Source organism: Verrucomicrobiota bacterium (assembly GCA_016871495.1).
Classification (GTDB): domain Bacteria; phylum Verrucomicrobiota; class Verrucomicrobiia; order Limisphaerales; family VHDF01; genus VHDF01.
In genome coordinates this window covers 14,836-36,103 of sequence record VHDF01000010.1, presented here as the reverse complement: position 1 = coordinate 36,103, position 21,268 = coordinate 14,836, and the positions used below count along the sequence as shown (strand labels likewise).

Here is a 21,268-nt window from a genome sequence, read left to right as displayed (position 1 = left end):
GGGCTTCGGCACTACTTGGCGGCCAGTGCGGACTCGATCGCGCGAACCACTTCGGCCGCGTCAGGCGTGGTCCCCGGGTCGAACCGCTTCACGACCTTACCGTGGCGGTCGAGGAGAAACTTCCCGAAGTTCCATTTGATGTCGCCAGGAAAGGGGGATTCCTTGCCGGCGAGCGCTTGATACAGCGGATGACGATTGGGACCGTTGACCTCGATCTTGTCGAACATGGGAAAGCTCACGTTGTACTTGCTCGAACAGAAGCTCAGGATTTCTTCGTTCGTGCCAGGTTCCTGCTTCCCGAACTGATTGCAGGGAAACCCCGCCACGACGAGCCCTTGATCCTTGTACTTCTGGTAAATGGACTCGAGCGCTTTGTATTGCGGGGTCAATCCGCATTGGGAAGCCACGTTGACCACCAGGATCACCTTTCCCTTGTGAGGCGCGAGCGACGTGGACTTGCCATGAATGTCTTTAACCGGGATTTCATGGATCGATCCGGCGAACGAAGTGAGGGAGGCCATGGTCAGAGCGAGGAGGGTGGCGAGTTGTTTCATGGCTGAGAAGTAGCAGGCATCCCGCTTTTGTCAATTTTTGAGCTCAAAACATTGATCCGCCCGGGTCGCTTGGCATACTCGCGCCCATGATTCAAACGGTGCGCGACCTCTATCAGGTCTCCGGACCCTCCGGAAACCCGGTCATCTCTGTGGAGTTCTTCCCGCCCAAAACCGAGGAAGGCGAAAAAACGCTGATCGAAAAAACCGCGCCCGCGTTTAAAGCCGCCGGCGCCCGCTTCGCCTCCGTCACTTATGGCGCGGGAGGATCCACTCGCGAGAAAACGCTTTCGCTGGTGGACCGCCTCCAGCGGCTGCACGACTTCACCACGGTCGCCCACCTCACTTGCGTCAATCACACCGCGGAGGAAATTCGCGCCATCATCGAACAAGCCCGCGCGCTGGGCATTCGAAACTTGCTCGCTTTGCGGGGCGACCCGCCAGGCGGCGGCGCTTTCCTCAAGACCCCGGGCGGATTCGAATACGCCTCGGAACTGGTGGCGTTCATTCGCCGGCAGGGCGATTTTTCCATTGGTGTCGCCGGATTCCCCGAGGGCCACGTGGCCTGCACGGAAGGCCGGGAAGCGGATTGGCGGCATCTCAAAGGAAAAGTGGACGCGGGTGCGGATTTCGTTCTCACCCAATTGTTCTTTGACAACGCCGACTTTTTGCGATTCCGCGATTTCGTCACGCGCCTCGGCGTTTCCGTCCCGGTCGTCCCCGGCATTCTTCCCGTGTTGAACGGCCCCCAAATCAAGCGCTTCGCCTCTCTTTGCGGCGCCAAACTCCCTCCGCCGATGGTTGAGACGTTGGACGGCCTGGCGGGCGATGAGGAAGGTTCCCTCGAGTTCGGCATCGATTTTGCCGCCCGGCAATGCGCCGAACTCCTCCGTGAAGGCGTGCCCGGCATCCACTTCTACACGCTCAACAAAGCGCGCTCCGTCGTCTCGGTGCTGAGGCAACTGGGTCTGACTCCGGCCTAGTTCTCAAGCCCGGATCACGGCCTGCACCGCTTCCTTCAATTTCGCCAGCACTTTTTCATGTGCCTCGTTGACCTCGGCGTCGGTCAACGTCCGCTCCGCGTGGCGATAGCGCAAAGCGTACGCCAAACTCTTGTGGTCCTCGGGGATGCCCCGGCCCCGGAAAACATCGAAGATCTCGACACTTTCCAAGTGAGCCGGCTTGGCTTGCTTGATCGCGGCCACGATTGCCTCGTGGGTGATCGATTCCGCCACCACCAGAGCGGCATCGCGCCGGATGCCCGGAAAAAGGGGCAGCGGCTTGAACGACCGCCCTTGCTGGCGCCGCGCCAGCAGCAAGTCGAGATTCATTTCGGCCAGAAAGATCGCCCCTTTGAGATCCCAACGCCGGGCCGCTTGAGGAGAAAGCTGTCCTAATTCGCCCACCGGGAGTTTGCCCCCCAAAGCCAGTGCGGCCGACTCGGCCCAAAGTCCCGCCGCTTCCGCGCGCTTCGTCAAAACCACCCCTTTCACTCCCAACCCTTCGAGGAATTCCTCCACCACCCCCTTCAAATCGAACACGTCGAGGGTTTCGTCCCGTCCACTTCCCTGCCAGAAGCCCCGCTCACGCAACCCGGAGAGCACCATCGCCACACGGCGTTCCTCTTGCACGCCCGCGGTCCCGCCCACAAACACCCGTCCTATCTCAAACAGCCGCACATCCGATTCCCGCCTCGACTGATTGTGCTTCAGCGAATCAAGCAGCCCCGGAAGCAAACTGGGGCGCAACGCGTCCATGTCGCTGCTCAAGGGATGCGCCAACCCCACGCGACGAGTCTCCTCCACGCAATAAGATGCGGACTCCGACGCAATCAATGTCTGCCCCTGCGCTTCGTGCAGGCCCAAGCCCGTCAGCAATCGGCGAGCTTCATCTAGCTCGTCAAAACGGGCGTCAAAAGGATTGTCGCCCACCGCGCCCCGCGGAGGCGTGGCCGGAATGCGGTCCACGCCATGCAACCTCACGACTTCCTCAATCAGATCGATCTCCTCCTTCAGATCCACCCGCCAACTCGGAACTTCAAGTTCCCGGAGCCCTCCCGACCCGCCGACCGGCTTGAGCCCAAGCCGGACCAGAGATTCCTGGACCTCCGATTCCGGGATCTCCACACCCAACACCTGCGCCACACGCTGCGGACGCAGTCCGATCCGCTTGACCTCAGACCGGCCATGCCGCGCATCGACACAACCTTCCAACAAAACGCCCCCCGCAGTCTCCAAAATGAGTTGGGCGCACCGTCGGCTCGCCTCATCGCACGCCTCCAAATCGGCGCTCCGCTCAAACCGGTAACTGGCATCCGTCCGCAAGCCAAGCCTCTTCGAGGCGCGGCGAATCGCCGAAGGCAGGAACCACGCGCTCTCAATCAACACGTCCCGAGTGTCCGCCTGGATTTCACTGTTCAATCCTCCCATCACTCCCGCGAGCGCGATCGCCCGGTGCGAATCGGCAATCACCACCATCTCGGCGTCCAGGACCCGCCTCTGCCCGTCCAGCGTGACAAAGGCTTCCCCTTCCCCCGCCCGGCGCACCACGACCGTCGCCTGGCCGGAGCTGTCGTTACCCACCAGCCGAAGATCGAACGCATGCAGTGGATGGCCCATCTCCATCAACACGTAATTGGTGACATCGACCACATTGTTGATGGACCGCAACCCCACCCGCTCCAGGGCCACGCGCAGCCATTCCGGGCTGGGCCCCACTTTGACACCCCGAATGACCCTCGCGGTGTAGCGCGGACAGAGCTCCGGCGCGTCCAACCGGACGGCCACCCGATTCTCAACTCGGTCCTCTGCAGCAGGAGGCAAAGCGGTGGAAGGCATGCGCAAGGAACCGCCGGTCAGAGCCGCGATTTCCCGCGCGATGCCCAGATGGCTGTTGAGATCGGGCCGGTTGGGAGTGATTTCTAAATCATAAATGACGTCTCCCCCCGACCGGCCCAGATATTCCGCGAAAGACTGACCCACGACCGCGTTCCCCTTCAGAATCAAGAGACCGTCCACGGCGTTGGGCAGCCCGAGTTCTTGGGGCGAGCACATCATGCCTTGGGACTCCACCCCGCGGATTTTTCCAATCTTGATGACAAACGGTTCCTTCTCCCCGGGCTTGGGCGGCAGAGCGCTGCCCGGCAGGATCAGCGGAACCTTGTCCCCCGCCTTGAAATTCTGCGCGCCGCAGACGATCTGTCGTTCGCCCGCCCCGTCACGAACACGGCAGAGAGAAAGCTTGTCCGCGTTCGGATGCTTATCCCGCGTCAACACTTCCGCCACCACAATGCCCTCGAACTCTGCGGTCAGGGTTTGGACGCCTTCAACTTCCACGCCGAGCATGGTCAGACGGTCGGCCAATTCCGCGGCGTTCCACGGAACCTCCACGTATTTTTTCAACCAATTGAGCGAGATCTTCATGTCATCAAATGCGCCGGCAACCGTGCCTTTCCCCTGCCTCAGCGTGTTTCACCCAGGGACAGTGGAGGCGCCGCGCGCCGGGAGGCCGCCACAAAATCGTGTCCCACCAAAGCCGCCACGGTCGCCGCCACCTGCCCCGCGGTGGCGGTCTGTTGCGAACGTTCACCCAGGGCAGGGACACCCGGGCCCATCACGGCAATCCAACTGGCCGCCGACTCGGGCAAGGCGCGTCCGTGATTCTTCCAAGCCACAGGACCCGAACCGCGCCCGTGATCCGTCGTCACGATCAAGGCGGTTTGATCCCGATAAAACGGCATCGATTGCAGGAGCTCCCAGAATTCCTGCAGGAAGCGATCGAAACGCCTGGCGGATTCGAGATACAGGTCATAACGCCCATCGTGCGCCCAGTCGTCCGTCTCCCCCAGGGCGATGTATCCCGCGCGAGGTTTCCGATCCCGCACGGCTTTCTTCGCGACCGCCGCGCAAAACGTGTCGAGTGAAACATCCCCCCAAATCGGCGTGACTCGATCCACCAACTCCTGGAACTCGGCGGATACCGGAAGCGGCTTGGCCCCCGGCGGCAACGGGAACGCGCTCCAGACCGGGATCCCCGTTTGACCCGCGTTCAGGACCCAAGGAATCACGCCCCAACTGACGGCCGCGAATTGGCGCCCGCGAAATCCGGGCTGAGTGTTCAGCCACTGGAAGACGTTCAGGTTCGGGTTGGGCTTGGCATCGTTTGAATCAATGCGGCTGTCCGGAGCTCCGGTGAGGAACTCGTTGTAGCCGGGATAAGAAAAGTTGTGTCCGTTGGTCACGCGCACGTGGCTCTGGCGCTTGGGATTGCCCCAAACCTGGCCGCGCGGCGCCAGGGTTCCCCAAAAGAAAGGGAGCAAGGCTTCTCGACGCGCGGTCTCCGTCTCGCGCCAGAAGGCTTTCAAAACTTGATTGGTGTTTTTGACCCGCCCCACCTCCGCGTCGATCAAGGGCCGTTCGGCCCCTTCAAAAAGTTCCTGCCAGCGCAATCCATCGGTCGTGACAAGAAACACGTTCTTGGCGCGCACCGGTCCCGCCGCTTCCAGATTCACACTGGCCCACGCCATCGCCCACACGGCGCAACTGCAGGCGGTCAACCCGCGCGCCCGCGCGACGGGCGGCCACATCCGGGAAAAAAGCTTGGCGAAGGACATCATCGAAATCTCAGAATTGGCGCAGAAAGCGAACGTCATTTTCGTAAAACAGGCGGATATCCGTCACCCCGAAGCGCAACATGGCCAGGCGTTCAATGCCGAAACCAAACGCCCAGCCGCTCCAGACTTCGGGGTCGTAACCCACGTTCCGGAACACTTGCGGATGCACCATGCCGCACCCGGCGATTTCCAGCCAATCCTTGCCGAGCTTCCTCACCAGCGCGTTGCTAAAGTCGATTTCGAAGCTCGGCTCAGTATAGCTGAAATAATGCGGACGAAAACGCAGCTTCACTTCCGAACCCAGCACTTCCTTGAACACAAACTCCACCGTGCCCTTCAAGTCCCCCACGGTGACACCGCGATCGACGTAGAGCCCTTCGATTTGGTGAAAGGTCGGATTGTGCGTGGCGTCAGCATGGTCCCGCCGGTAAACGCGCCCGGGCGCAATGATGCGCACCGGCGGAGGCTGCTTCTCCATGACCCGGATCTGCACCGACGAGGTGTGGGTGCGCAACAGCGGCGGCTTGCCCCCGGGCGCACCTCCCGCCACATAGAACGTGTCTTGCGCGTCCCGAGCCGGGTGATCCGCCGGGGTGTTCAAGGAATCGAAACAATGATAGTCGTCCTCAATCTCAGGACCGTCCGCCACCACAAACCCAATCTTGCGAAAAGCGCGGACGATGTCGTCCGTGATCTGCGTCAAGGGATGCGGACGTCCCAACGATCGGCGGCGCCCGGGGAGGCTGAAGTCCGAAGGATGCTTGGGCATCGCGGCCTGCGTCTCGAGTTCGGCGCGACGGGCCGCAAGCAAGGCTTCGAGTTTTTCTTTGGCGGCATTGAAGGCCTTGCCCGCCGCCGGCCGTTCCTCCTTGGCCAGCCCGCCCAACCCCTTCATCAGGGAAGTCAAGCGGCCGGAAGGTCCGATCCATTTGCCTTTGCACTGCTCCAAGGCCGCCGGCGTGGGGGCCGCGCCGAGTTCGTGCTCCGCCTGCTCGCGGATCGTTTCAATTTCCTGAAAAAGGCTCATAAACATCGGGTCAATGATCGCCCGGGCAAAAGAAACGCGGGCGCCCGGTCTCATCCGGACGCCCGCGTCGCCGCAACCCCATGTGGGGGCGAAAAGGAATTTCGGTCAGGCCTTGGCCGCTTTGGTCCGAAGCGCTTCCTGGGCGACGCGCACCAGCTCGCCAAAAGCCGCCGCATCGGTCGCCGCGAGATCCGCCACGATCTTGCGATCCAAAGCCACTTGAGCGGCCTTCAACCCTTCAATGAGCCGGCTGTAAGTGATGCCCGCGGCGCGGGCTGCCGCGTTGATGCGGATTTGCCAGAGCGCGCGAAACGTGCGCTTCTTCGCCCGGCGATCCCGGTAAGCGTATTGCCGTCCATGATCGACCGCGTCGGAAGCGTATCGGTAAAGTTTCGAGCGACGCATCCGGAAGCCTTTGGCGGCCCGGATGACTCGTTTGCGTCGCTTCCAAGAAGCGGGGGCGTTAGTAACTCGCATGGGATGTCAAAAAGTCGAAGTTGAAAAAGGCTTCTCGAAATCAATGACTGAACGGGAGGTTCTGCTTGATCCGATAAGCATCCGTCGGATCCACCACCTTCATTTCGCCCAAACTGCGGCGGCGCTTGGCGTTCTTGGTGGAAAGAAGATGGCGGCGCCCGGCGCGGGAGCGCAATACTTTGCCCGTCGCGGTGATTTTGAAGCGCTTGGCCACCGCCTTACGGGTCTTGACGCCTTTGGGTCTTCGCATAACTCGATAATAAAAGAGCGCGAACTATAGGTACCGACCCTGGACGCTGCAAGACGTATTTTGGCCTTGGAAATGACCCGGCTTTCAATCGAAAAATCCCCTGGGAGCACCCATCTTGCCTGCTTCCCACCACCCACCACCCCATTTTGACCTCCCCCATCCATAACGCCCCCCCGATCGAAAACAGGTTCTTCACCCTGGGACTCCCCATGCGTCCAGCCTTGGATCCGGCGTCGATCAAAGAAGCTTACTTCCAACGCATCTCGAGAGCTCACCCGGATCGACAGGGTCTCGATGGCCCCGAAGGCCAAGCCGACGAAGCCGCCGCAAAACTCAATGCGGCGTTCAAGACCCTCTCGGAACCGTCCTCCAGGCTTCGACACCTGCTCGACCTTCTGGGCATTCCCCTTCAGAAGAACCCCCCGGCCAATCTCACCGACCTCTACTTCGAACTTGCCGGAATTCTCCGCGAGACCGATCTGGCTCTGGTCAGCGTCCCCAAGAATACCTCACCACTGCTCAAAGTGCGGCTGTTCTCGAAGGTGCAAGAAACTCAGGACAGATTGGACAGCATGAATCAACGAATCGTCGAAATCCAAACCCTCGCATTGCAGTCCCTCCAAGATTTAGACGCCCAGTGGCCACCCGATTTCCCTCCCTCAACCACCCCCATGCAACTGCAACAGTTGCAAGAGGTTTACACCACGTTGAGCTACACCTCAAAATGGCTGGCCCAAATTGCCGAGCGAAAGTCGGCTGCCCTTCAACTCCTCCTCGCGTCAGATTGACCCAGAATGAGCCCCGCCCAATCCTGGTGAGGGAATGGATTGTCTCGCATCCAACTCATGAGGAGGAAGGAACTTCCAATTCTTGATTCTTTTGAGGTTTTGAGAAGCGCCTGAGTGTTCCGTTTTAGGACACTCCTGTCTGATTCCGAGCCCTTTTAGGTCAAATTCGACGATTTAGCCCCATTCCACACCTTGGAAAGGCCATGGCACAGTTAATGCTTTATGATGAACCATGGAAAAACTGGCGCATTTCGGAAAACGGAATGAGTTAGAAGCCCACCGTCTCCATCATCATGGTGGAGGCAAAAAGGCAAATCCGTAATCCCACCTTGGTGTGGCCCTCGGGCCACGCTCTTCTAAGAAAACCCGGTGGTCTGTGTTTCCGCAGGCCACCGGTTCTCTGTAGTCTCGAACCGGAAATTCAGCAGCGTCGAGATGCGCAAAAGTCTGAGCGTCAAAGGCCTGCCAAAAGTTGAGGCGGATCCTCCGGGTGAACCATCGAAACTTGAAAAAGGCTTTTGCCGCCAAGATCTTGCGAGAGATCGTTACTGAATTGCCGTTGCCAGGTTGAACGGTGCATCCCGATGTTGCCGGTGATGCAGGTAGGGCGCGTCCGTCCCGGCGCGCCGCCGGAGCATGATGTTTTGCATCCCGTGGGCGGCGGGCTGGGACAGGCCCGCCCTACCAACAACATCGGGATACACGGCAGGTTGAATACCCATCGGTTTTTTCCTTTTCTTTCCAACCCTGGCCCGCATCGTCTAACCCGCATATTTCACACTCGGCTTGAACGAGAAGCGCTCACCATCGAGTTTCAGCAATGCGGGTTAGATCAAACCGCGCCCCTCTTCAATCAACTCATGCTTTTCTCATTCCACATCCTGTGAAAGGAAGTTCTTCTTCGGACCCATCGAAAAGGAAGCGTTTCGGGCAACCAGGGCGCGGTTTCCCTAGCCCGGAAATTCCCGGTCGCGGAACAAGTATGAAATTTCCGGGCTAAATGATGCCGGTCCGCGTGATTTTCAACCCTTCGGCTCAAGGAGGACGCGCCGGACGACACTTGGCCCGCTGGCAGGCCCAACCCGGCCTCCTTATCCAGCCAACCCAAGGCGCCGGCGATGCGACTCGCCTCGCCAGCCAGGCCGTCAACGAAGGATGCCGTTGGGTCATCGCCGCAGGCGGTGACGGCACAATCCGCGAAGTCGTCACCGGATTCATGCGGGCAGGCGCCAACCCCTCCAACACCGCGCTCAGCATCCTCCCCTTTGGCACCGTCAATGTCTATGCCCTCGAACTCGGCCTGGCAGCCGTACCCCGTTTACCGCCGGATCTGGACGATGCCTCCAACGACCGCTGGGTCGATCTCGTCGAGATTCAGTTTCCAGACCCGACGAGGAACCCAGCCCTCTGGATGCTGCAACTCGGAGGCGCCGGACTGGATGCCCGCGCAGTGGAAATCGCGAGTTACAAGCTCAAACAAAGGATCGGGCGGTACGCCTATGCCTGGTCGGCCTGCCAAGCCCTGACCGAAAAGCGAGGACGCTTTCGAATCCAATCCGCCTCGGGAATCAGCGCGGAATTGGACCAGCTTTTTGTGGGCAAAGGCAAACGATTCGCGGGTGATCGCCGCCTGTTCCCCACCGCCGAACTCGACGACGGCCTCATCCACCTTTACGGATGGCCCAGAACGACATGGTCGAAAGCGCTCCGGTTGGCACAATGGCTTCACGCATCAGACCCCTCCGCCCCTCCGCCAGCCTGGCAAGCTGCTTCGCCCGAGATCCGGCTGGATCCGGTCTCGCAGGAGCGTGTCCCGCTCCAGATCGACGGAGACTTTGCAGGGGTGCTGCCCTGCGTGATGAGCGTCCGGCGCCGGGCCGTGCGCATTCGACCTTTTGCATTGACACCTGCAACCGCCCCCACGAGTTAATGCGGGCGAACGCAAGCCCGGCCGCCGCTTGAAATCGGTGAGGCAGGAATGCGATACAAGACCATCATGAAACTTACCTTGCCCCGCCGCCTCCCGAATTCCATTCGCGGATTGGCCCTGTTCGCAGCCCTCGTCGCGTGCTCCAGCCCGCACCTTGCGGCCGCCTCGAAAACCCCTTATCGATCCAGTGAAACGGCCTTGGACCGCTACGTCCGAACACCCGACGCTTCCTACCGTCATCAACGGGTCAAAACCCACGAGGGCCCGGGGTTCAAAGCCCACGTGCTGGAGATGACGTCTCAAACCTGGCTCACAACCAATGAAGTCGATCGTCCGGAGTGGAAGCATTGGCTGACCATCATTCAACCCGCGGAGGTGAAAAGCCAGAAGGCGCTGCTCTTCATCGAAGGAGGCGGGAACGGACCCAACCCTCCCAAGTCTCCCGACGAAAAAATCGCGCAGATCGCGTTGCGCACGAAATCCGTCACCGCCCAACTCCGCATGGTGCCGAACCAACCGCTCGTGTTCGCCGGGGAAACCGAAAAACGCAGCGAGGACTCCATGATCGCTTACACGTGGGACAAGTTTCTCCGAACCGGTGACGAAAAATGGCCGGCCCGTCTCCCGATGACGAAAAGCGCGGTTCGAGCGATGGATGCCGTCAGCGAATACTGCGCCACAGCCGAAGGGGGAGGTGTCCAAATCGACGGTTTCGTCATCGCGGGGGGCTCGAAGCGCGGCTGGACGACCTGGACCGCTGCGGCCGTGGACAAACGCGTTGTGGGCGTCATCCCGTTCGTCATCGACGTGCTCAACATGGAACCCTCGATGCAACACCATTACGCCTCGTACGGCTTTTGGGCCCCCGCCGTGGGCGACTACGAAGCCCAAGGCATCATGAACTGGATGGGCACGCCGGAGATGAAAGCGTTGCTGAAAATCGAGGAGCCTTACGAGTATCGCGACCGGCTGACCATGCCCAAATTCATCGTCAATTCCGCCGGAGACCAGTTCTTCCTGCCGGACTCGGCCCGCTTCTACTTCGACGACCTGCCGGGCACCAAATACCTCCGCTACGTGCCCAACTCCGATCACGGACTGAAAAACACGGACGCGCTCCTCACCCTGCTGGCCTGCTACGACGCGGTGATCTACAACCGTCCCCTCCCCCAATTCACCTGGAATCATCCGCGCGCCGGGGAAGTCAAGGTTCGGACCCAGACGCGACCTTCAGAAGTGAAGCTTTGGACGGCCACCAACCCCAAAGCTCGTGACTTCCGCCTCGACACGCTGGGTCCCCTTTACCAGAGCCAACCCCTCAGCGATCAGGGCAACGGAAGCTATGCCGCCAAAGTGGCCAAGCCCGAATCCGGCTTCACCGCTTACTTTGTCGAGTTGACCTTCCCCAACGAAACTCAGCCGTTCAAGTTCACCACCGACGTCCGCGTGGTCCCTGACGTCGCCCCTCACCGATGGGTCCCCAAACCAGTGCGATGAGCGAGTCCACGCCGTATCTCCACGGATTCGATTCCGCCGAACAAGACCGGCTCTGGCAGCAAGCGCGATTTCTGGCTCCTTATGTCTTCGAACGCGTCCGCTTGAACGGCGTGCGCAGACTGCTCGAAGTCGGTTGCGGCACCGGCGCCCAGACCGAACTCCTCCTGGAACGTTATCCCGAACTCAAGATCACCGCCATCGACCGCGAACCCGCCCAGCTGAATCGCGCCCGGCCCTATTTCTCAGCCCGGCCCGCATTTCATACCCGCGTCGAGTTCGTCCAGATGGACGCCGGCCATCTCGAATTTCCGGACCAACACTTCGACGGCGCCTGGTTCATTTGGGTCCTGGAGCACGTCGCGGATCCTCTGGCCATGCTGCGGGAGACCAGAAGGGTTTTGGCCCCGGGTGGAACCGTCATCCTCACGGAGGTTTGGAACTCAGGACTCTTCATTCATCCAACCCAGCCCCATCTGCAAGCCTACTGGAAAGCCTATAACACACTGCAGGAAGAGATCGGCGGCGACCCCTGCGTGGGGGTGAAACTCGGCCATCTCCTTCTGCAAGCCGGATTCTCCGACATCCAAGTGGAACCACGCCCCCTCTTGTTCGACGCTCGCCATCCTGCCTCCCGCACCGCAATCTTTCAGTACTGGAGAGACCTTCTGCTCAGCGCTTCGCGTCCACTCCTGGAGCGGAAGCTCGTTTCCCAGACCACAGTCGAAGCGCTCCACCAGGAATTTGACTTCCTTGCTCGCATCGATGATTCAGTGTTTTTCTATGCTTTCATGCAAGCCCACGCCAGGGCCTGAGCGCCCGGTCAAATCTCTCAGCCGGCGACTCGCCGGCGCTGCTTGCGGGCTGCTCCTTCTGGCCGTGTCTTGCTCCGACAAATCAGACTCCCCCCCGAAGCCAACCTCCCGGAACACGTCGAATTCTCTATCCCTAGCCACTTCGACGAACCCGGTCCCTCCTCCCGCATCCATCCCGATCGCTCCCGATCCCAACGTCGCAGTCACAACTGCACCGCCCACGATCGTGGAAGTCACACCGCCGAAAGCCGCTGCCCCCCCTCCTGTCGCGGCGCTCCCCACGGATCCGCCGGCCGCGGTTTCCACTCTGCCGCCGGCCCTCGGGATCGCGGACCGGGAAGCCGCTTTTCTGCGGGCCATGCGAATGTTGAAGTCGGCTTCGGCCACCGAACGCAGCAACGCCCTGCAACAAATTCAAGCGAGCGCCGAGGCTGGCCTCCCCGCGGCGCAACACAATCTCGGCGTGTTCTACCTGCATGGGACAGGGGTGGCCAGCAACCAAGCCGCGGCAACCCGCTGGTTGCGGCAGTCTGCAGAACAGGGCTTTGCCGAGGCTCAGTTCAAACTCAGCGCTCTTCTCGTCTCCCAGGGGGAAGCGCCGCTGGAGGAGGCCGCCGGATGGCTTGAAAAGGCATCCGCCCAAGGCCACGCCGAGGCCGCCTACCAACTCGGAGTCATCCGGCTGCGGGGAATCAGAAACCAACCGGACCCGGCGGGCGCCGCTCGCGCCTTCCGAGTGGCCGCCGATCGAGGACATGTCAAATCTCAGGTGAATCTCGGGGTGCTCCTTTTTCACGGCGGCGCCGGCGAAACCAACCGCAATGAGGCGTTGACATGGTACCGACGCGCCGCGGATCAAGGCCACCCCGGCGCCCGCTTCAATCTCGGCACCGCGCTCGCCAAGGGCGATGGAATCGATCAAGACTTGGTCAGCGCCTATTTCTGGCTTTCGCTCGCCGCTCAACAGGGCGATCAGGACGCCGAAGCGGCCGTCAAAGAAACAGTGGCCACGATGACTCCCGCCCAACTGGCCGAAGGGGTCCGGCGCGTCTCAGCGTATCGCCGGAGCACTCGCGCGGAGGCTCCCTCCTCCCCGTCCAACCCACCTTGACCGATGCGCTCGCCCCCCCGCATCTCTCGTCGCAGGGCACTGGCCGCCATGGCAGCCGCCGGATTGGGCGCCGCTCCCGGTTGTGTAGCCCGCCGGTCGGGAGGCCTCAGCCTCGCGGCGTTCTCAACCGAAGTCACCGTGCCGCTTGGCCATGGAATGATGGGCGGCGCTTGGGTCTCGAAATCCGTCGCGGATCCGCTCGAGGCCCGTGGCATCGTGCTGTGCGGCTCCGGAAGACCGGTCGTGTTCGTCTCGGTCGATTGGTGCGAAATCCGCAACGACGCCTACACGCTCTGGCAGCAAAGGCTGGCCTCGGCCGCCGGCACAACCCCCGAACGAGTCCTCCTCTCCACCATCCATCAGCACGACGCTCCGATCGCGGACCTCGCCGCCGAATCCCTCCTCCGATCGCGTGGACTGGCGGGTTCGATCTGCGATCCCGTTTTCCACGAGCAAGCGGTCCGGCAGACCGCGTCGGTTCTGTCCAGCGCCATGGCTCAACGCCGTCGCGTCAGCCATGTGGGCACGGGAATCGCGAAGGTGGAACGACTTGCCTCCAATCGACGCTACACCATGCCCGACGGCGCCGTTCGATTCGACCGGACCAGCGCCACTCGGAATGCGTTTGCCATCCAAGCAGAGGAAGGATTGATCGATCCGTGGCTGCGTTGCTTGAGTTTCTGGGATGACGAGACGCCGTTGGCGGCTTTGAGTTTCTACGCGGTGCATCCCATGAGTTATTACGGGCAGGGGGAAGTTTCAGCCGATTTTCCAGGCCTCGCACGCCGACGGCGCCAGCGCGAGAATCCCTCCGTGTTTCAACTCTACGCGTCCGGGTGTTCCGGGAATGTCACCGCTGGAAAATACAACGACGGGTCGCGAGAGAATCGCCCGAAACTCGCCGACCGGCTCGGAGAAGCAATGCGCGCCGCCTGGAACACGACCGAGCGATATCCGGTGTCGCGCTGGCGATTGCGGACCGAACCGGTGCCATTCACGCCGCGCGATAGCACCGGTTTCTCACGCCTGGAACTTGAGGCCAAGCTGAGTCCCGGCCACGCCCCCTTTCAGCAGTGTCTGGCCGCCATGGGCCTGAGCTGGCAAGAACGCGTGAAACGGGGCCGGCCCATCCAGGTGCCCTGCCTGGACCTCGGAGCCGCCATGCTGCTGCTGCTCCCGGGGGAAACCTACGTCGAGTTTCAACTCGCGGCCCAGCGTTTGCGTCCCGACCGGTTCGTTTGCGTGGCGGGTTACGGCGATGGCGCCACCGGCTACGTCCCCACGAGACGACATTGGGAGGAAGGGGACTCGAATCTGACCGATTGGTGCTGGGTCAACCCTGACAGCGAAAGCACGCTCTTGGAAGCCATGCGCCGGGCGATGGAAGCAGAGGAATCGCGGCTCAAAGTTCGTTCCACGACGTGACATCGAATCCCGTGGAGGGTCCTACCCGCCCCAACAATTCATCGTAGTGGAAGTTGAAGTGTCCGTTCATGCGAACGGTCTTCGACACACTGGCGCCGATGAAATCGTTGGTGCTGCTGCTTCCACCCCCATTCATGACAAAGGCGGCGCTCGGAGCGTAGATCGCGCCGATAAAGGCTCCGTTGCCGGAGATCGACAAGCTCGTGTTGGAAGGCAATCCGTAATAGTAGAGATTGGTGGCGCAGCCGGACTGATTGATGATGCCATTGCCACCGAAGGAGGCGGAACCGCCCACGTAGACCTTCAAACTCGAGTTCGGCGCGATCCGGATCAACGCGTTGCCCGTCAAAGCAACATCGCCTGGAATGTAAAGCCGGCAGTGGTTGGTCACCAGCATCACCTTGGTTCCATTCAGGGAGAGTTCGCTGCGATAATAGTCGCCCCCATTGAGATAATAGGTGTAATTGGTTCCACCCACCGTGGCCGGCGCCATGGTCAAGCCGCTGGCATAAGGCGCCGTCACATCCCGAAATTGCACGTTCATATCGTCGTCGGGCCAGCCCGGCTAAACGCCATTATTCGAGGTTCGCCAGGCTCGGCTGCCAATGCCGCCGCCGGGACCGAGGGACACGGTCCCTCCGGGTCCGGTGCTGGCGCGCCCGTAGATATCGGCGTTCCCGACAGTGAGAATCCCCTCGATCCCTCCATTCGTCGCCACGTCACCATTGTCGCGAGCCTTGAGGGGATCGTATTGCCCGCCGGTGCTGTAAAGTGGATTCGAGGAATCGAAACTGTCGGTCATCACATTCTGGCCGTTCATGTCGATCTGCTCTTTCGCGACCATCGCCTTCATCCACATCCCGTCGCTCAGGGTCGTGACCCGCACCACACGGAACACTTCGTTGGTCGAAGAAGGCACCCGCACCCAGCCTTGCGAATAGATGGTTGGCGCACTGCCGGATGAGATTGCGACCCGATAACGCACCTCGTCGTGCGATCGCTCCTTCACGTAAAAAGTGCCCGTCAAGTTCGTGACGCCGAGATCAAGGCTGGACTGAGTGGTCCACCCCTGTGAAGCGAGCGAGCTGGCGTGGTTTTGATTGAGATGCATCAGCGCCTCTTCAACTCCTCCCTCAAGCACTCCAACGGCATGGTTCCATGCTATGGATCTCATGACGGACTGGTTCTGAGTGGAGACCAGGCCGAGATAACTGGCCATGGAAACTCCAAGCACCGCAGAGGAAACCAGGGTGTAGACCAGGGCTCCGCCAGCTTGGGCAGATTGGGGCGCGAATCGACGCGTTTTCATAATGCTTTCGGTAGTGAATCTACTGTTTGCGAATCACGATCTTGGCGGACTGCACGCTTTCCGTGTTCGCCGTGCTGCCAAAAATTTTGCGGGAACAAGTCCACGTCACTTGCACCACCTTGGCGTTGGTCGCGGTCGCCGAAGGGTACTGGTCGTAGGTTCCGCCGACCGGATTGCGCTGGAAGAGGCTAAAACTGAGATGATCGCATTCGCGAAGCAGCACCGTGCTGGTGCCGGACTTCGATCGCAACAGTTGCTTGCTGAGCGGGAAATACTCATACACCAGGGGCTGGCCGTCGGAATCGTTAAACTCCAGCCGGTTCGTCGTGCCCGAACTGAGGTAGTTGGCCTGCCTCACCTCACGGGTCAAGGTGTCGAGGGCATTCCGGCTGTCCCCGTCCAATTCCGCATAGTTGGAAAGCGCCGCAAAACTCCGACCACTGTAAAACGTCGCGGCGCACATCGCGACCATGGCCATTCCTCCGATCCCCAGCCCGATCAGCATCTCAACAATCGAGAGGCCTGCGGCAGATCGTGTCGTCTTCGTTCGATCAATCCTCATAGGAAACTCCCTTTCAATACACGTAAGCTTGCAATCCCTTGCGTCCGACCAGCGTCTCCATCGATCGGGTTCGCCTCTGCGAACCCGAATCCCACTCCACCTCCACCTGAACGATCTTGAGATTGGTCGCATAACTTTCAGACCACCCCGAATTCGCGATCGACACCGTTCCCGTGTAAGTGATCCCCTGTGACTCGTGGATGTTTGTCGTCGGGTAGTAGTAGGCGGTGAAGTTGGTCGGAATGAAACCGTTTGAGTTGATTTGCTCCCACGTGTAGAGACGCAAGGTCTCGAACTTCTTTTGAAGAATTTGCGTCGCACGAAGGTTTTCGCGCGCCAACTGAATCACCGCAAACCCGCTGGCGAGTCCCGTGTAGAGCGAAGTGAACGTCACTCCAATAATGCTCACCGCGGTCAGGGCTTCCACGATGGAAAAGCCCCCTCTTGCTTTTCGATGACTTCCGGGATGCTGATAGATTTTCATCTTTCTCATCTCCCACTGTCGCAACCCTCGTGCCAAGACCTTCAGGGTTCGGCAAAGTGGAGAAACCGTGACCTTCGAACTTAACCTCAGCCCGATAATACGGACATCGGCCCCTATCTCCGGATCAGGTTTGACGACGATCCTTTTCCTCAGGCTGTCCACGTGTCCTCGGTCTTGCCTTCAACCAAGACATCTGCGCGGGAGGGGTTAGAAATCGTCCACTGCCAACTGAGGCGCCTCCTGCCCTGGCGCCGGGGATTCGAACCTATCGACCCTCAATTGAGGGCAGCCGGGCAGGCCACAAATATCTCCTTTCCTAAAGCAAATGCTTCCGTTTGGGGTCCTCCCCCAACCGCTTCACAAGCTCCTTCACTTTTTGCGCCTGGGATTTGTGCATCACCAGCAACGCGTCGTCCGTCTGCACCACGATCGCGTCCCGCAAACCCACCAAGGCGATGGGCCCGCGCTTCGAAGTCCGGGCATCGATGACCAAATTGCGGGCCGCGTCCACATGCAGAAAATCCGCTTGGGCGCAGTTTCCTTCCGCGTCGGACTTCAGGTGGCGGGACAGCGCGTTCCAGGCGCCCAAGTCGTCCCACCCAAACGAACCGTCCGCCACCACCACGTTCTGCGCTCGCTCCATCAACGCGTAATCGATGGAGATCCGCTTGATCTCCGGATATTCCTTGGCCAGCACTTTGGCCAGCTTGCCCTGGGAGGCCGCCGCGAACCATCGGCGGCAGGCTTCCGCCATTTCCGGTTGATGCTTCGCCAATCCCTCGGTAATCGTGACAAACGACCAGACAAACATCCCCGCGTTCCAGCGATACTGGCCGCTCTGGACATACTCCACCGCCTTCTCGTAGACCGGTTTCTCCACAAACCGCTCGGCCTTGTGAAAATGCGTCTTGTAGGGCTTGGCCCCATGCGGCGCGGGTAAAGGATTTCCGAACTGAATGTAGCCATAACCTGTGGCCGGCTCCGTGGGCGGGATTCCAATGGTGACGATCACCTGGCCCCGGCCGGCCAAATCGAAACAATCAGCCAGGACCTTCTGAAAATCCTTTTCGTCCGGGATGACGTGGTCCGCCGGAAGGACCGCCATAACGGCCGTCGTGCAGCGCGCCCCCACGATCGCCGCGCCCAAGGTCACCGCCGCGCAGGTGTCGCGTCCCACCGGCTCGGCGACGATGTTGTCCTTGGGAATCTTCGGCAACTGCTTCCTCGTCTCGGCGACTTGAGCTTCCTGGGTGATCACCAGAATGTTCTTCTCCGGCACCAAAGGCAGAACCCGCCGGACCGCCTGTTGCAGCAAGCTCTCCTCCCCGAGCATCTTCACCAACTGTTTGGGAGATTTCTCCCGGCTCACAGGCCAAAAGCGCTCGCCGCGCCCGCCCGCCATGATGATGACGAAGCGGTTCGACCCGGTCGCCGACGGGACGGCGCCCCGTTTACTTTGGGATGACTTCTTCGTGGCCATATTCAAAATCGATTATTCACGGATGGCTTGGGCCAGGGTGCGCACCCAACCCGCCACCGTGGGCACCAATGCGGGCGTATCGCCAAGCTCGGCAATGCGGTTTACAATCGCGCTCCCAACCACGATGGCATCCCCATAGGCCGCCACCTGCCGCGCTTGATCAGGATTCGAAATCCCAAATCCAATCGCCAGCGGAAGCGCCGTGTGGGCGCGAATGAGCGCCGCCCTCGCCGGAATCGTGTCCGCAATGGTGTCCCTCATGCCGGTGACGCCTTCCCGGGAAACATAATACACGAATCCCGTGGCCCGCCGCACAATCAGACTGATGCGTTCCTCCGGAGTCGTCGGCGCGACCAAATAAATCCGGCAGAGTCCGTGCGTTTCCATCAAGGTCTCGTAATTTTCGGATTCCTCCGGCGGCAAATCCAGCACCAGCAATCCGTCCACACCCGCGGCGGCCGCGTCGCGAATGAACTTCTCCAATCCCACCCGATGCAGCAGGTTGTAGTAGATGTAGAGCACGATCGGGATCTGCGATCGCCGTCGAATCTCCGCGACGGTCGCCAGAACCTTGGGTGGAGTCGCACCCGAGGACAACCCACGTTGCGCCGCCAGTTGATTGACAATGCCGTCGGCGAGAGGATCGCTGAAGGGAACACCCAGCTCCAGCACGTCCACCCCCGCCTCGTCAAAGCCCCACGCCAAGTCCCGGGTGGCGGCTAAATGGGGATCGCCCGCCCCAATGTACACGATCAATCCTTTTTGCTTCCGCTGTTTGAGCGCCTCGAAACGCCCCGCAATGCGATTCATTGCAATCCAGTGTTTCGAGACCCCCTCCAACTTTCAAGGTTCAATGCTCGATCTTGGACCGAACCCGTGCATCCGCAATTTGCCGGTGACCGGGTTGTCGTGGTAACGCAGACAGCCCTGTCTGCCGTTGGGCAGGCGGCCCAGCCTGCGGGGCGACGAAGGGAACCGGGTGCGTGGAGAGCATGGAAGGGCTTCGTTCTTCACCCGCCAGGCCGACTGGCCGTCGGCGATACGGCAGGCTGGGCAGCCTGCGCCACACGACAGCCAACTTCGGAATGCACCGGGCCGGAACCTGAATCACTCCCGGGCCGGCAGCGGCCCAGCCATGATTCAGGGCCCTTCGACGGTTTTCCTTTTCTTCGGTTCCGCCCTCGGGCTTAATTCGCCCGTGTATCTCGAATACTACGGACTCAAGGAGCCGCCATTCGACATCACCCCAAACCCGCGCTTCCTTTTTTTTAGCGCCAAACATCGCGAAGCCTTCAATCACCTCCTCTACGGCATTCGCGAGCGCAAGGGCTTCGTCCAGCTCACCGGCGAGGTCGGCGCGGGCAAGACCACACTCTGCCGCGCTTTGCTCGAACAGCTCGGAGACCGCTTCTCCACCGCCTTGATCCTGAATCCCGTGCTGGACGCCGACCAGCTCATGAAGGCCATCGCCATGGAGTTCGGGCTCAAAGTCAAAGGCATGGACCGCCTGGAGACGGTCGCCGCCATCAACGAATTCCTCCTTGAACACGCCCACCAGAATCGCGACGCCGTCCTCATCATCGACGAATCGCAGGACCTGACCAACGACTTGCTGGAACAAGTCAGGCTGCTGTCGAATCTGAAAACGGACGATCGGAAACTCCTGCAGATCGTGCTCATGGGCCAGCCCGAGCTGAGGGACCGGCTCGACGATCACCGGCTTCGTCAGTTGCGGCAGCGCATTACCGTGCGATATCACCCTCGCCCCTTGAGATTCGCGGAACTGGGGCAATACATCCACCATCGGCTCCAAGTCTCCGGAGCCAGAGGAGCACCCTACTTTTCCGCCCCCGCGCTCTGGCGCATTCACCGCTACAGCGGAGGCATTCCCAGGCTGGTCAACGCGCTCTGTGACAAATGTCTGCTTGCCGGTTTCGTCCGCCAGACGGATCGCATCGATTACCGCACTGCCGGGTTGGCAATTCGCGAACTTGAAGGGAAACTCGACTCATGAGCCTCATCAACGACGCTCTCAAACGCGCCAAACAAGCCCAAGCGCAAAAACCGCCCGAACGCCCGCTTGGGGTCAACCTCGAGCCTGTCTCCGCCAACGGCCTGCGTGGACTCCCCGTCTGGCTGATTCCCGTCGTCATCGTCGTCTGCCTCATCGCCGCCAGCGGCCTGCTCTACTACGGATGGAACGTCTCGAAACGCACCCAGCAAGCCTCGGCTAAAACCCCGACCCCATCGACCCCGCCCGCCGCCTCGCTTCGTAATGACCCCACCACAGCACCCGGCTCCGCAACAGTTTCCCCGACCTCGGCTCCCGTGCCTACTGCCAACCCCGCCACTCTGCCCGCCGCCGCCAAAGTAGCCACCACCCCCCGTCAACCCGTCCAGGTGGAGACCAATCTGGTCACACGCACCACACTTGTGGCGGCCGCGCAGGCTTCCGTCGAAACCACCCCGGTAGCTCCCCCGGCCAAACCTCCTCAGCCCACGGCCACGGCAAATGAAGGCAGCCCGGCAACGAAAATTTCTGTCCCCCCAACTTCTGAACCCGCTCAGAGGACCGCGGCCACGAAACCCGTCGAAGTTTCCACCCCGCCAAAATCGGAAGCCACTTCTCCCCCGCCTGTTTCGACCACTTCCGGCGCCGCCACAGCATCCCCGCCCACCGCCCCTGCGACTCCGTCCACGCCCCCCGCCCGCCCGGCCAACGCTGCGACGCAACCCTCGACCTCGGTGGCTCAAACACCCTCGGAACCTGTCGAATGGCCCGCGCTGAAGCTTCAAGGCATCTTTTACCGGCTGGCCCGGCCTTCCGCGAGCATCAACGGCATGACTGTTTTCCTGGGGGATACCGTGGAAGGCGCCAAAGTCATTCGCATCGAGCGGCAAGCCGTCTATCTCGAAATCCGCGGGCAGCACAAGATCCTGTTCCTGCCTTAAA

At 60.9% G+C, this 21,268-nt stretch carries 22 protein-coding genes; 10 read left to right on the top strand and 12 right to left on the bottom strand.

Annotated features, from left to right (window positions below; genetic code table 11):
- Positions 1–11 precede the first annotated feature (11 nt).
- Positions 12–554 (bottom strand): glutathione peroxidase, encoded by a 543-nt coding sequence (locus FJ404_03795; protein ID MBM3822008.1) that lies wholly within the window; start codon positions 552–554, stop codon positions 12–14.
- An 86-nt stretch (positions 555–640) separates the two neighbouring features.
- Here FJ404_03795 and metF point away from each other — a divergent pair, with 86 nt between their 5' ends.
- Positions 641–1,534, top strand: a complete 894-nt coding sequence (gene metF, locus FJ404_03790) for a methylenetetrahydrofolate reductase [NAD(P)H] (GenBank protein MBM3822007.1) — start codon at positions 641–643, stop codon at positions 1,532–1,534.
- A 3-nt stretch (positions 1,535–1,537) separates the two neighbouring features.
- Here the strand turns inward: metF and FJ404_03785 are convergent, their stop codons facing one another.
- From FJ404_03785 to rpmI, 5 genes are all read right to left on the bottom strand, one after another.
- Complete coding sequence (locus FJ404_03785) at positions 1,538–3,973, bottom strand: phenylalanine--tRNA ligase subunit beta (GenBank protein MBM3822006.1); 2,436 nt, start codon at positions 3,971–3,973, stop codon at positions 1,538–1,540.
- Between the two features lie 38 nt (positions 3,974–4,011).
- Complete coding sequence (locus FJ404_03780; GenBank protein MBM3822005.1) at positions 4,012–5,202, bottom strand: AP protein; 1,191 nt, start codon at positions 5,200–5,202, stop codon at positions 4,012–4,014.
- Positions 5,174–6,190: a phenylalanine--tRNA ligase subunit alpha gene (pheS, locus tag FJ404_03775; protein ID MBM3822004.1), complete on the bottom strand. Its 1,017-nt coding sequence runs from the start codon at positions 6,188–6,190 to the stop codon at positions 5,174–5,176. The genes FJ404_03780 and pheS overlap by 29 nt, the downstream gene beginning before the upstream one ends.
- A gap of 105 nt (positions 6,191–6,295) precedes the next feature.
- The gene (rplT, locus tag FJ404_03770; protein MBM3822003.1) at positions 6,296–6,667 is read right to left on the bottom strand and encodes a 50S ribosomal protein L20; all 372 of its coding nucleotides are present in this window, start codon (positions 6,665–6,667) and stop codon (positions 6,296–6,298) included.
- 40 nt (positions 6,668–6,707) lie between these two features.
- Positions 6,708–6,917: a 50S ribosomal protein L35 gene (gene rpmI / locus FJ404_03765; protein ID MBM3822002.1), complete on the bottom strand. Its 210-nt coding sequence runs from the start codon at positions 6,915–6,917 to the stop codon at positions 6,708–6,710.
- Positions 6,918–7,063: 146 nt separating this feature from the next.
- On the opposite strand from rpmI, the gene FJ404_03760 reads away from it, so the two are divergent.
- The 7 genes from FJ404_03760 (at position 7,064) to FJ404_03730 (ending at position 14,480) form a co-directional block, all read left to right on the top strand.
- Positions 7,064–7,705: a hypothetical protein gene (locus FJ404_03760; protein ID MBM3822001.1), complete on the top strand. Its 642-nt coding sequence runs from the start codon at positions 7,064–7,066 to the stop codon at positions 7,703–7,705.
- A 584-nt stretch (positions 7,706–8,289) separates the two neighbouring features.
- Positions 8,290–8,592 carry a hypothetical protein gene (locus FJ404_03755; protein MBM3822000.1) on the top strand — a complete coding sequence of 101 codons (303 nt, stop codon included), beginning with the start codon at positions 8,290–8,292 and terminating at the stop codon, positions 8,590–8,592.
- Between the two features lie 113 nt (positions 8,593–8,705).
- The gene (locus FJ404_03750) at positions 8,706–9,635 is read left to right on the top strand and encodes a hypothetical protein (protein ID MBM3821999.1); all 930 of its coding nucleotides are present in this window, start codon (positions 8,706–8,708) and stop codon (positions 9,633–9,635) included.
- Positions 9,636–9,701: 66 nt separating this feature from the next.
- Positions 9,702–11,132, top strand: coding sequence for a PhoPQ-activated pathogenicity (locus FJ404_03745; GenBank protein MBM3821998.1), 1,431 nt, complete (start codon positions 9,702–9,704; stop codon positions 11,130–11,132).
- Positions 11,108–11,944 (top strand): methyltransferase domain-containing protein, encoded by an 837-nt coding sequence (locus tag FJ404_03740; GenBank protein MBM3821997.1) that lies wholly within the window; start codon positions 11,108–11,110, stop codon positions 11,942–11,944. The genes FJ404_03745 and FJ404_03740 overlap by 25 nt, the downstream gene beginning before the upstream one ends.
- Positions 11,883–13,055, top strand: a complete 1,173-nt coding sequence (locus FJ404_03735; GenBank protein ID MBM3821996.1) for a sel1 repeat family protein — start codon at positions 11,883–11,885, stop codon at positions 13,053–13,055. Before FJ404_03740 ends, FJ404_03735 begins: the two co-directional genes overlap by 62 nt.
- 3 nt (positions 13,056–13,058) lie before the next feature.
- Positions 13,059–14,480: a hypothetical protein gene (locus FJ404_03730; protein ID MBM3821995.1), complete on the top strand. Its 1,422-nt coding sequence runs from the start codon at positions 13,059–13,061 to the stop codon at positions 14,478–14,480.
- Here the strand turns inward: FJ404_03730 and FJ404_03725 are convergent.
- The 6 genes from FJ404_03725 to FJ404_03700 form a co-directional block, all read right to left on the bottom strand.
- Positions 14,458–15,024 (bottom strand): hypothetical protein, encoded by a 567-nt coding sequence (locus FJ404_03725; GenBank protein MBM3821994.1) that lies wholly within the window; start codon positions 15,022–15,024, stop codon positions 14,458–14,460. The genes FJ404_03730 and FJ404_03725 overlap by 23 nt on opposite strands.
- Before the next feature lie 21 nt (positions 15,025–15,045).
- Complete coding sequence (locus FJ404_03720) at positions 15,046–15,789, bottom strand: hypothetical protein (GenBank protein ID MBM3821993.1); 744 nt, start codon at positions 15,787–15,789, stop codon at positions 15,046–15,048.
- Positions 15,790–15,808: 19 nt separating this feature from the next.
- Entirely contained in the window at positions 15,809–16,351 is a 543-nt protein-coding gene (locus FJ404_03715) for a hypothetical protein (GenBank protein ID MBM3821992.1), read from the bottom strand.
- A gap of 13 nt (positions 16,352–16,364) precedes the next feature.
- Positions 16,365–16,835, bottom strand: coding sequence for a hypothetical protein (locus FJ404_03710; protein MBM3821991.1), 471 nt, complete (start codon positions 16,833–16,835; stop codon positions 16,365–16,367).
- Between the two features lie 316 nt (positions 16,836–17,151).
- Positions 17,152–18,315, bottom strand: coding sequence for a mannose-1-phosphate guanyltransferase (locus FJ404_03705; protein MBM3821990.1), 1,164 nt, complete (start codon positions 18,313–18,315; stop codon positions 17,152–17,154).
- A 12-nt stretch (positions 18,316–18,327) separates the two neighbouring features.
- Positions 18,328–19,125, bottom strand: coding sequence for a tryptophan synthase subunit alpha (locus tag FJ404_03700; GenBank protein ID MBM3821989.1), 798 nt, complete (start codon positions 19,123–19,125; stop codon positions 18,328–18,330).
- A 388-nt stretch (positions 19,126–19,513) separates the two neighbouring features.
- Between FJ404_03700 and FJ404_03695 the strand changes: the two genes are divergently transcribed.
- Both FJ404_03695 and FJ404_03690 read left to right on the top strand, forming a co-directional pair.
- Entirely contained in the window at positions 19,514–20,329 is an 816-nt protein-coding gene (locus tag FJ404_03695) for an AAA family ATPase (GenBank protein ID MBM3821988.1), read from the top strand.
- Positions 20,326–21,267: a hypothetical protein gene (locus tag FJ404_03690; protein MBM3821987.1), complete on the top strand. Its 942-nt coding sequence runs from the start codon at positions 20,326–20,328 to the stop codon at positions 21,265–21,267. The genes FJ404_03695 and FJ404_03690 overlap by 4 nt, the downstream gene beginning before the upstream one ends.
- Position 21,268 lies beyond the last annotated feature (1 nt).

What these genes read in the sequence shown, in the direction of transcription:
- FJ404_03740 (MBM3821997.1), top strand. Translation starts at nt 11,108, where the DNA reads ATGGGTCCCCAAACCAGTGCGATGAGCGAGTCCACGCCGTATCTCCAC.
- FJ404_03715 (MBM3821992.1), bottom strand. Translation starts at nt 16,351, where the DNA reads ATGAGGATTGATCGAACGAAGACGACACGATCTGCCGCAGGCCTCTCG.
- FJ404_03725 (MBM3821994.1), bottom strand. Translation starts at nt 15,024, where the DNA reads ATGAACGTGCAATTTCGGGATGTGACGGCGCCTTATGCCAGCGGCTTG.
- FJ404_03745 (MBM3821998.1), top strand. Translation starts at nt 9,702, where the DNA reads ATGAAACTTACCTTGCCCCGCCGCCTCCCGAATTCCATTCGCGGATTG.
- FJ404_03710 (MBM3821991.1), bottom strand. Translation starts at nt 16,835, where the DNA reads ATGAAAATCTATCAGCATCCCGGAAGTCATCGAAAAGCAAGAGGGGGC.
- FJ404_03690 (MBM3821987.1), top strand. Translation starts at nt 20,326, where the DNA reads ATGAGCCTCATCAACGACGCTCTCAAACGCGCCAAACAAGCCCAAGCG.
- metF (MBM3822007.1), top strand. Translation starts at nt 641, where the DNA reads ATGATTCAAACGGTGCGCGACCTCTATCAGGTCTCCGGACCCTCCGGA.
- pheS (MBM3822004.1), bottom strand. Translation starts at nt 6,190, where the DNA reads ATGAGCCTTTTTCAGGAAATTGAAACGATCCGCGAGCAGGCGGAGCAC.
- FJ404_03700 (MBM3821989.1), bottom strand. Translation starts at nt 19,125, where the DNA reads ATGAATCGCATTGCGGGGCGTTTCGAGGCGCTCAAACAGCGGAAGCAA.
- FJ404_03730 (MBM3821995.1), top strand. Translation starts at nt 13,059, where the DNA reads ATGCGCTCGCCCCCCCGCATCTCTCGTCGCAGGGCACTGGCCGCCATG.
- FJ404_03785 (MBM3822006.1), bottom strand. Translation starts at nt 3,973, where the DNA reads ATGAAGATCTCGCTCAATTGGTTGAAAAAATACGTGGAGGTTCCGTGG.
- FJ404_03720 (MBM3821993.1), bottom strand. Translation starts at nt 15,789, where the DNA reads ATGAAAACGCGTCGATTCGCGCCCCAATCTGCCCAAGCTGGCGGAGCC.
- FJ404_03705 (MBM3821990.1), bottom strand. Translation starts at nt 18,315, where the DNA reads ATGGCCACGAAGAAGTCATCCCAAAGTAAACGGGGCGCCGTCCCGTCG.
- FJ404_03755 (MBM3822000.1), top strand. Translation starts at nt 8,290, where the DNA reads ATGTTGCCGGTGATGCAGGTAGGGCGCGTCCGTCCCGGCGCGCCGCCG.
- FJ404_03780 (MBM3822005.1), bottom strand. Translation starts at nt 5,202, where the DNA reads ATGACGTTCGCTTTCTGCGCCAATTCTGAGATTTCGATGATGTCCTTC.
- FJ404_03795 (MBM3822008.1), bottom strand. Translation starts at nt 554, where the DNA reads ATGAAACAACTCGCCACCCTCCTCGCTCTGACCATGGCCTCCCTCACT.
- FJ404_03750 (MBM3821999.1), top strand. Translation starts at nt 8,706, where the DNA reads ATGATGCCGGTCCGCGTGATTTTCAACCCTTCGGCTCAAGGAGGACGC.
- rpmI (MBM3822002.1), bottom strand. Translation starts at nt 6,917, where the DNA reads ATGCGAAGACCCAAAGGCGTCAAGACCCGTAAGGCGGTGGCCAAGCGC.
- rplT (MBM3822003.1), bottom strand. Translation starts at nt 6,667, where the DNA reads ATGCGAGTTACTAACGCCCCCGCTTCTTGGAAGCGACGCAAACGAGTC.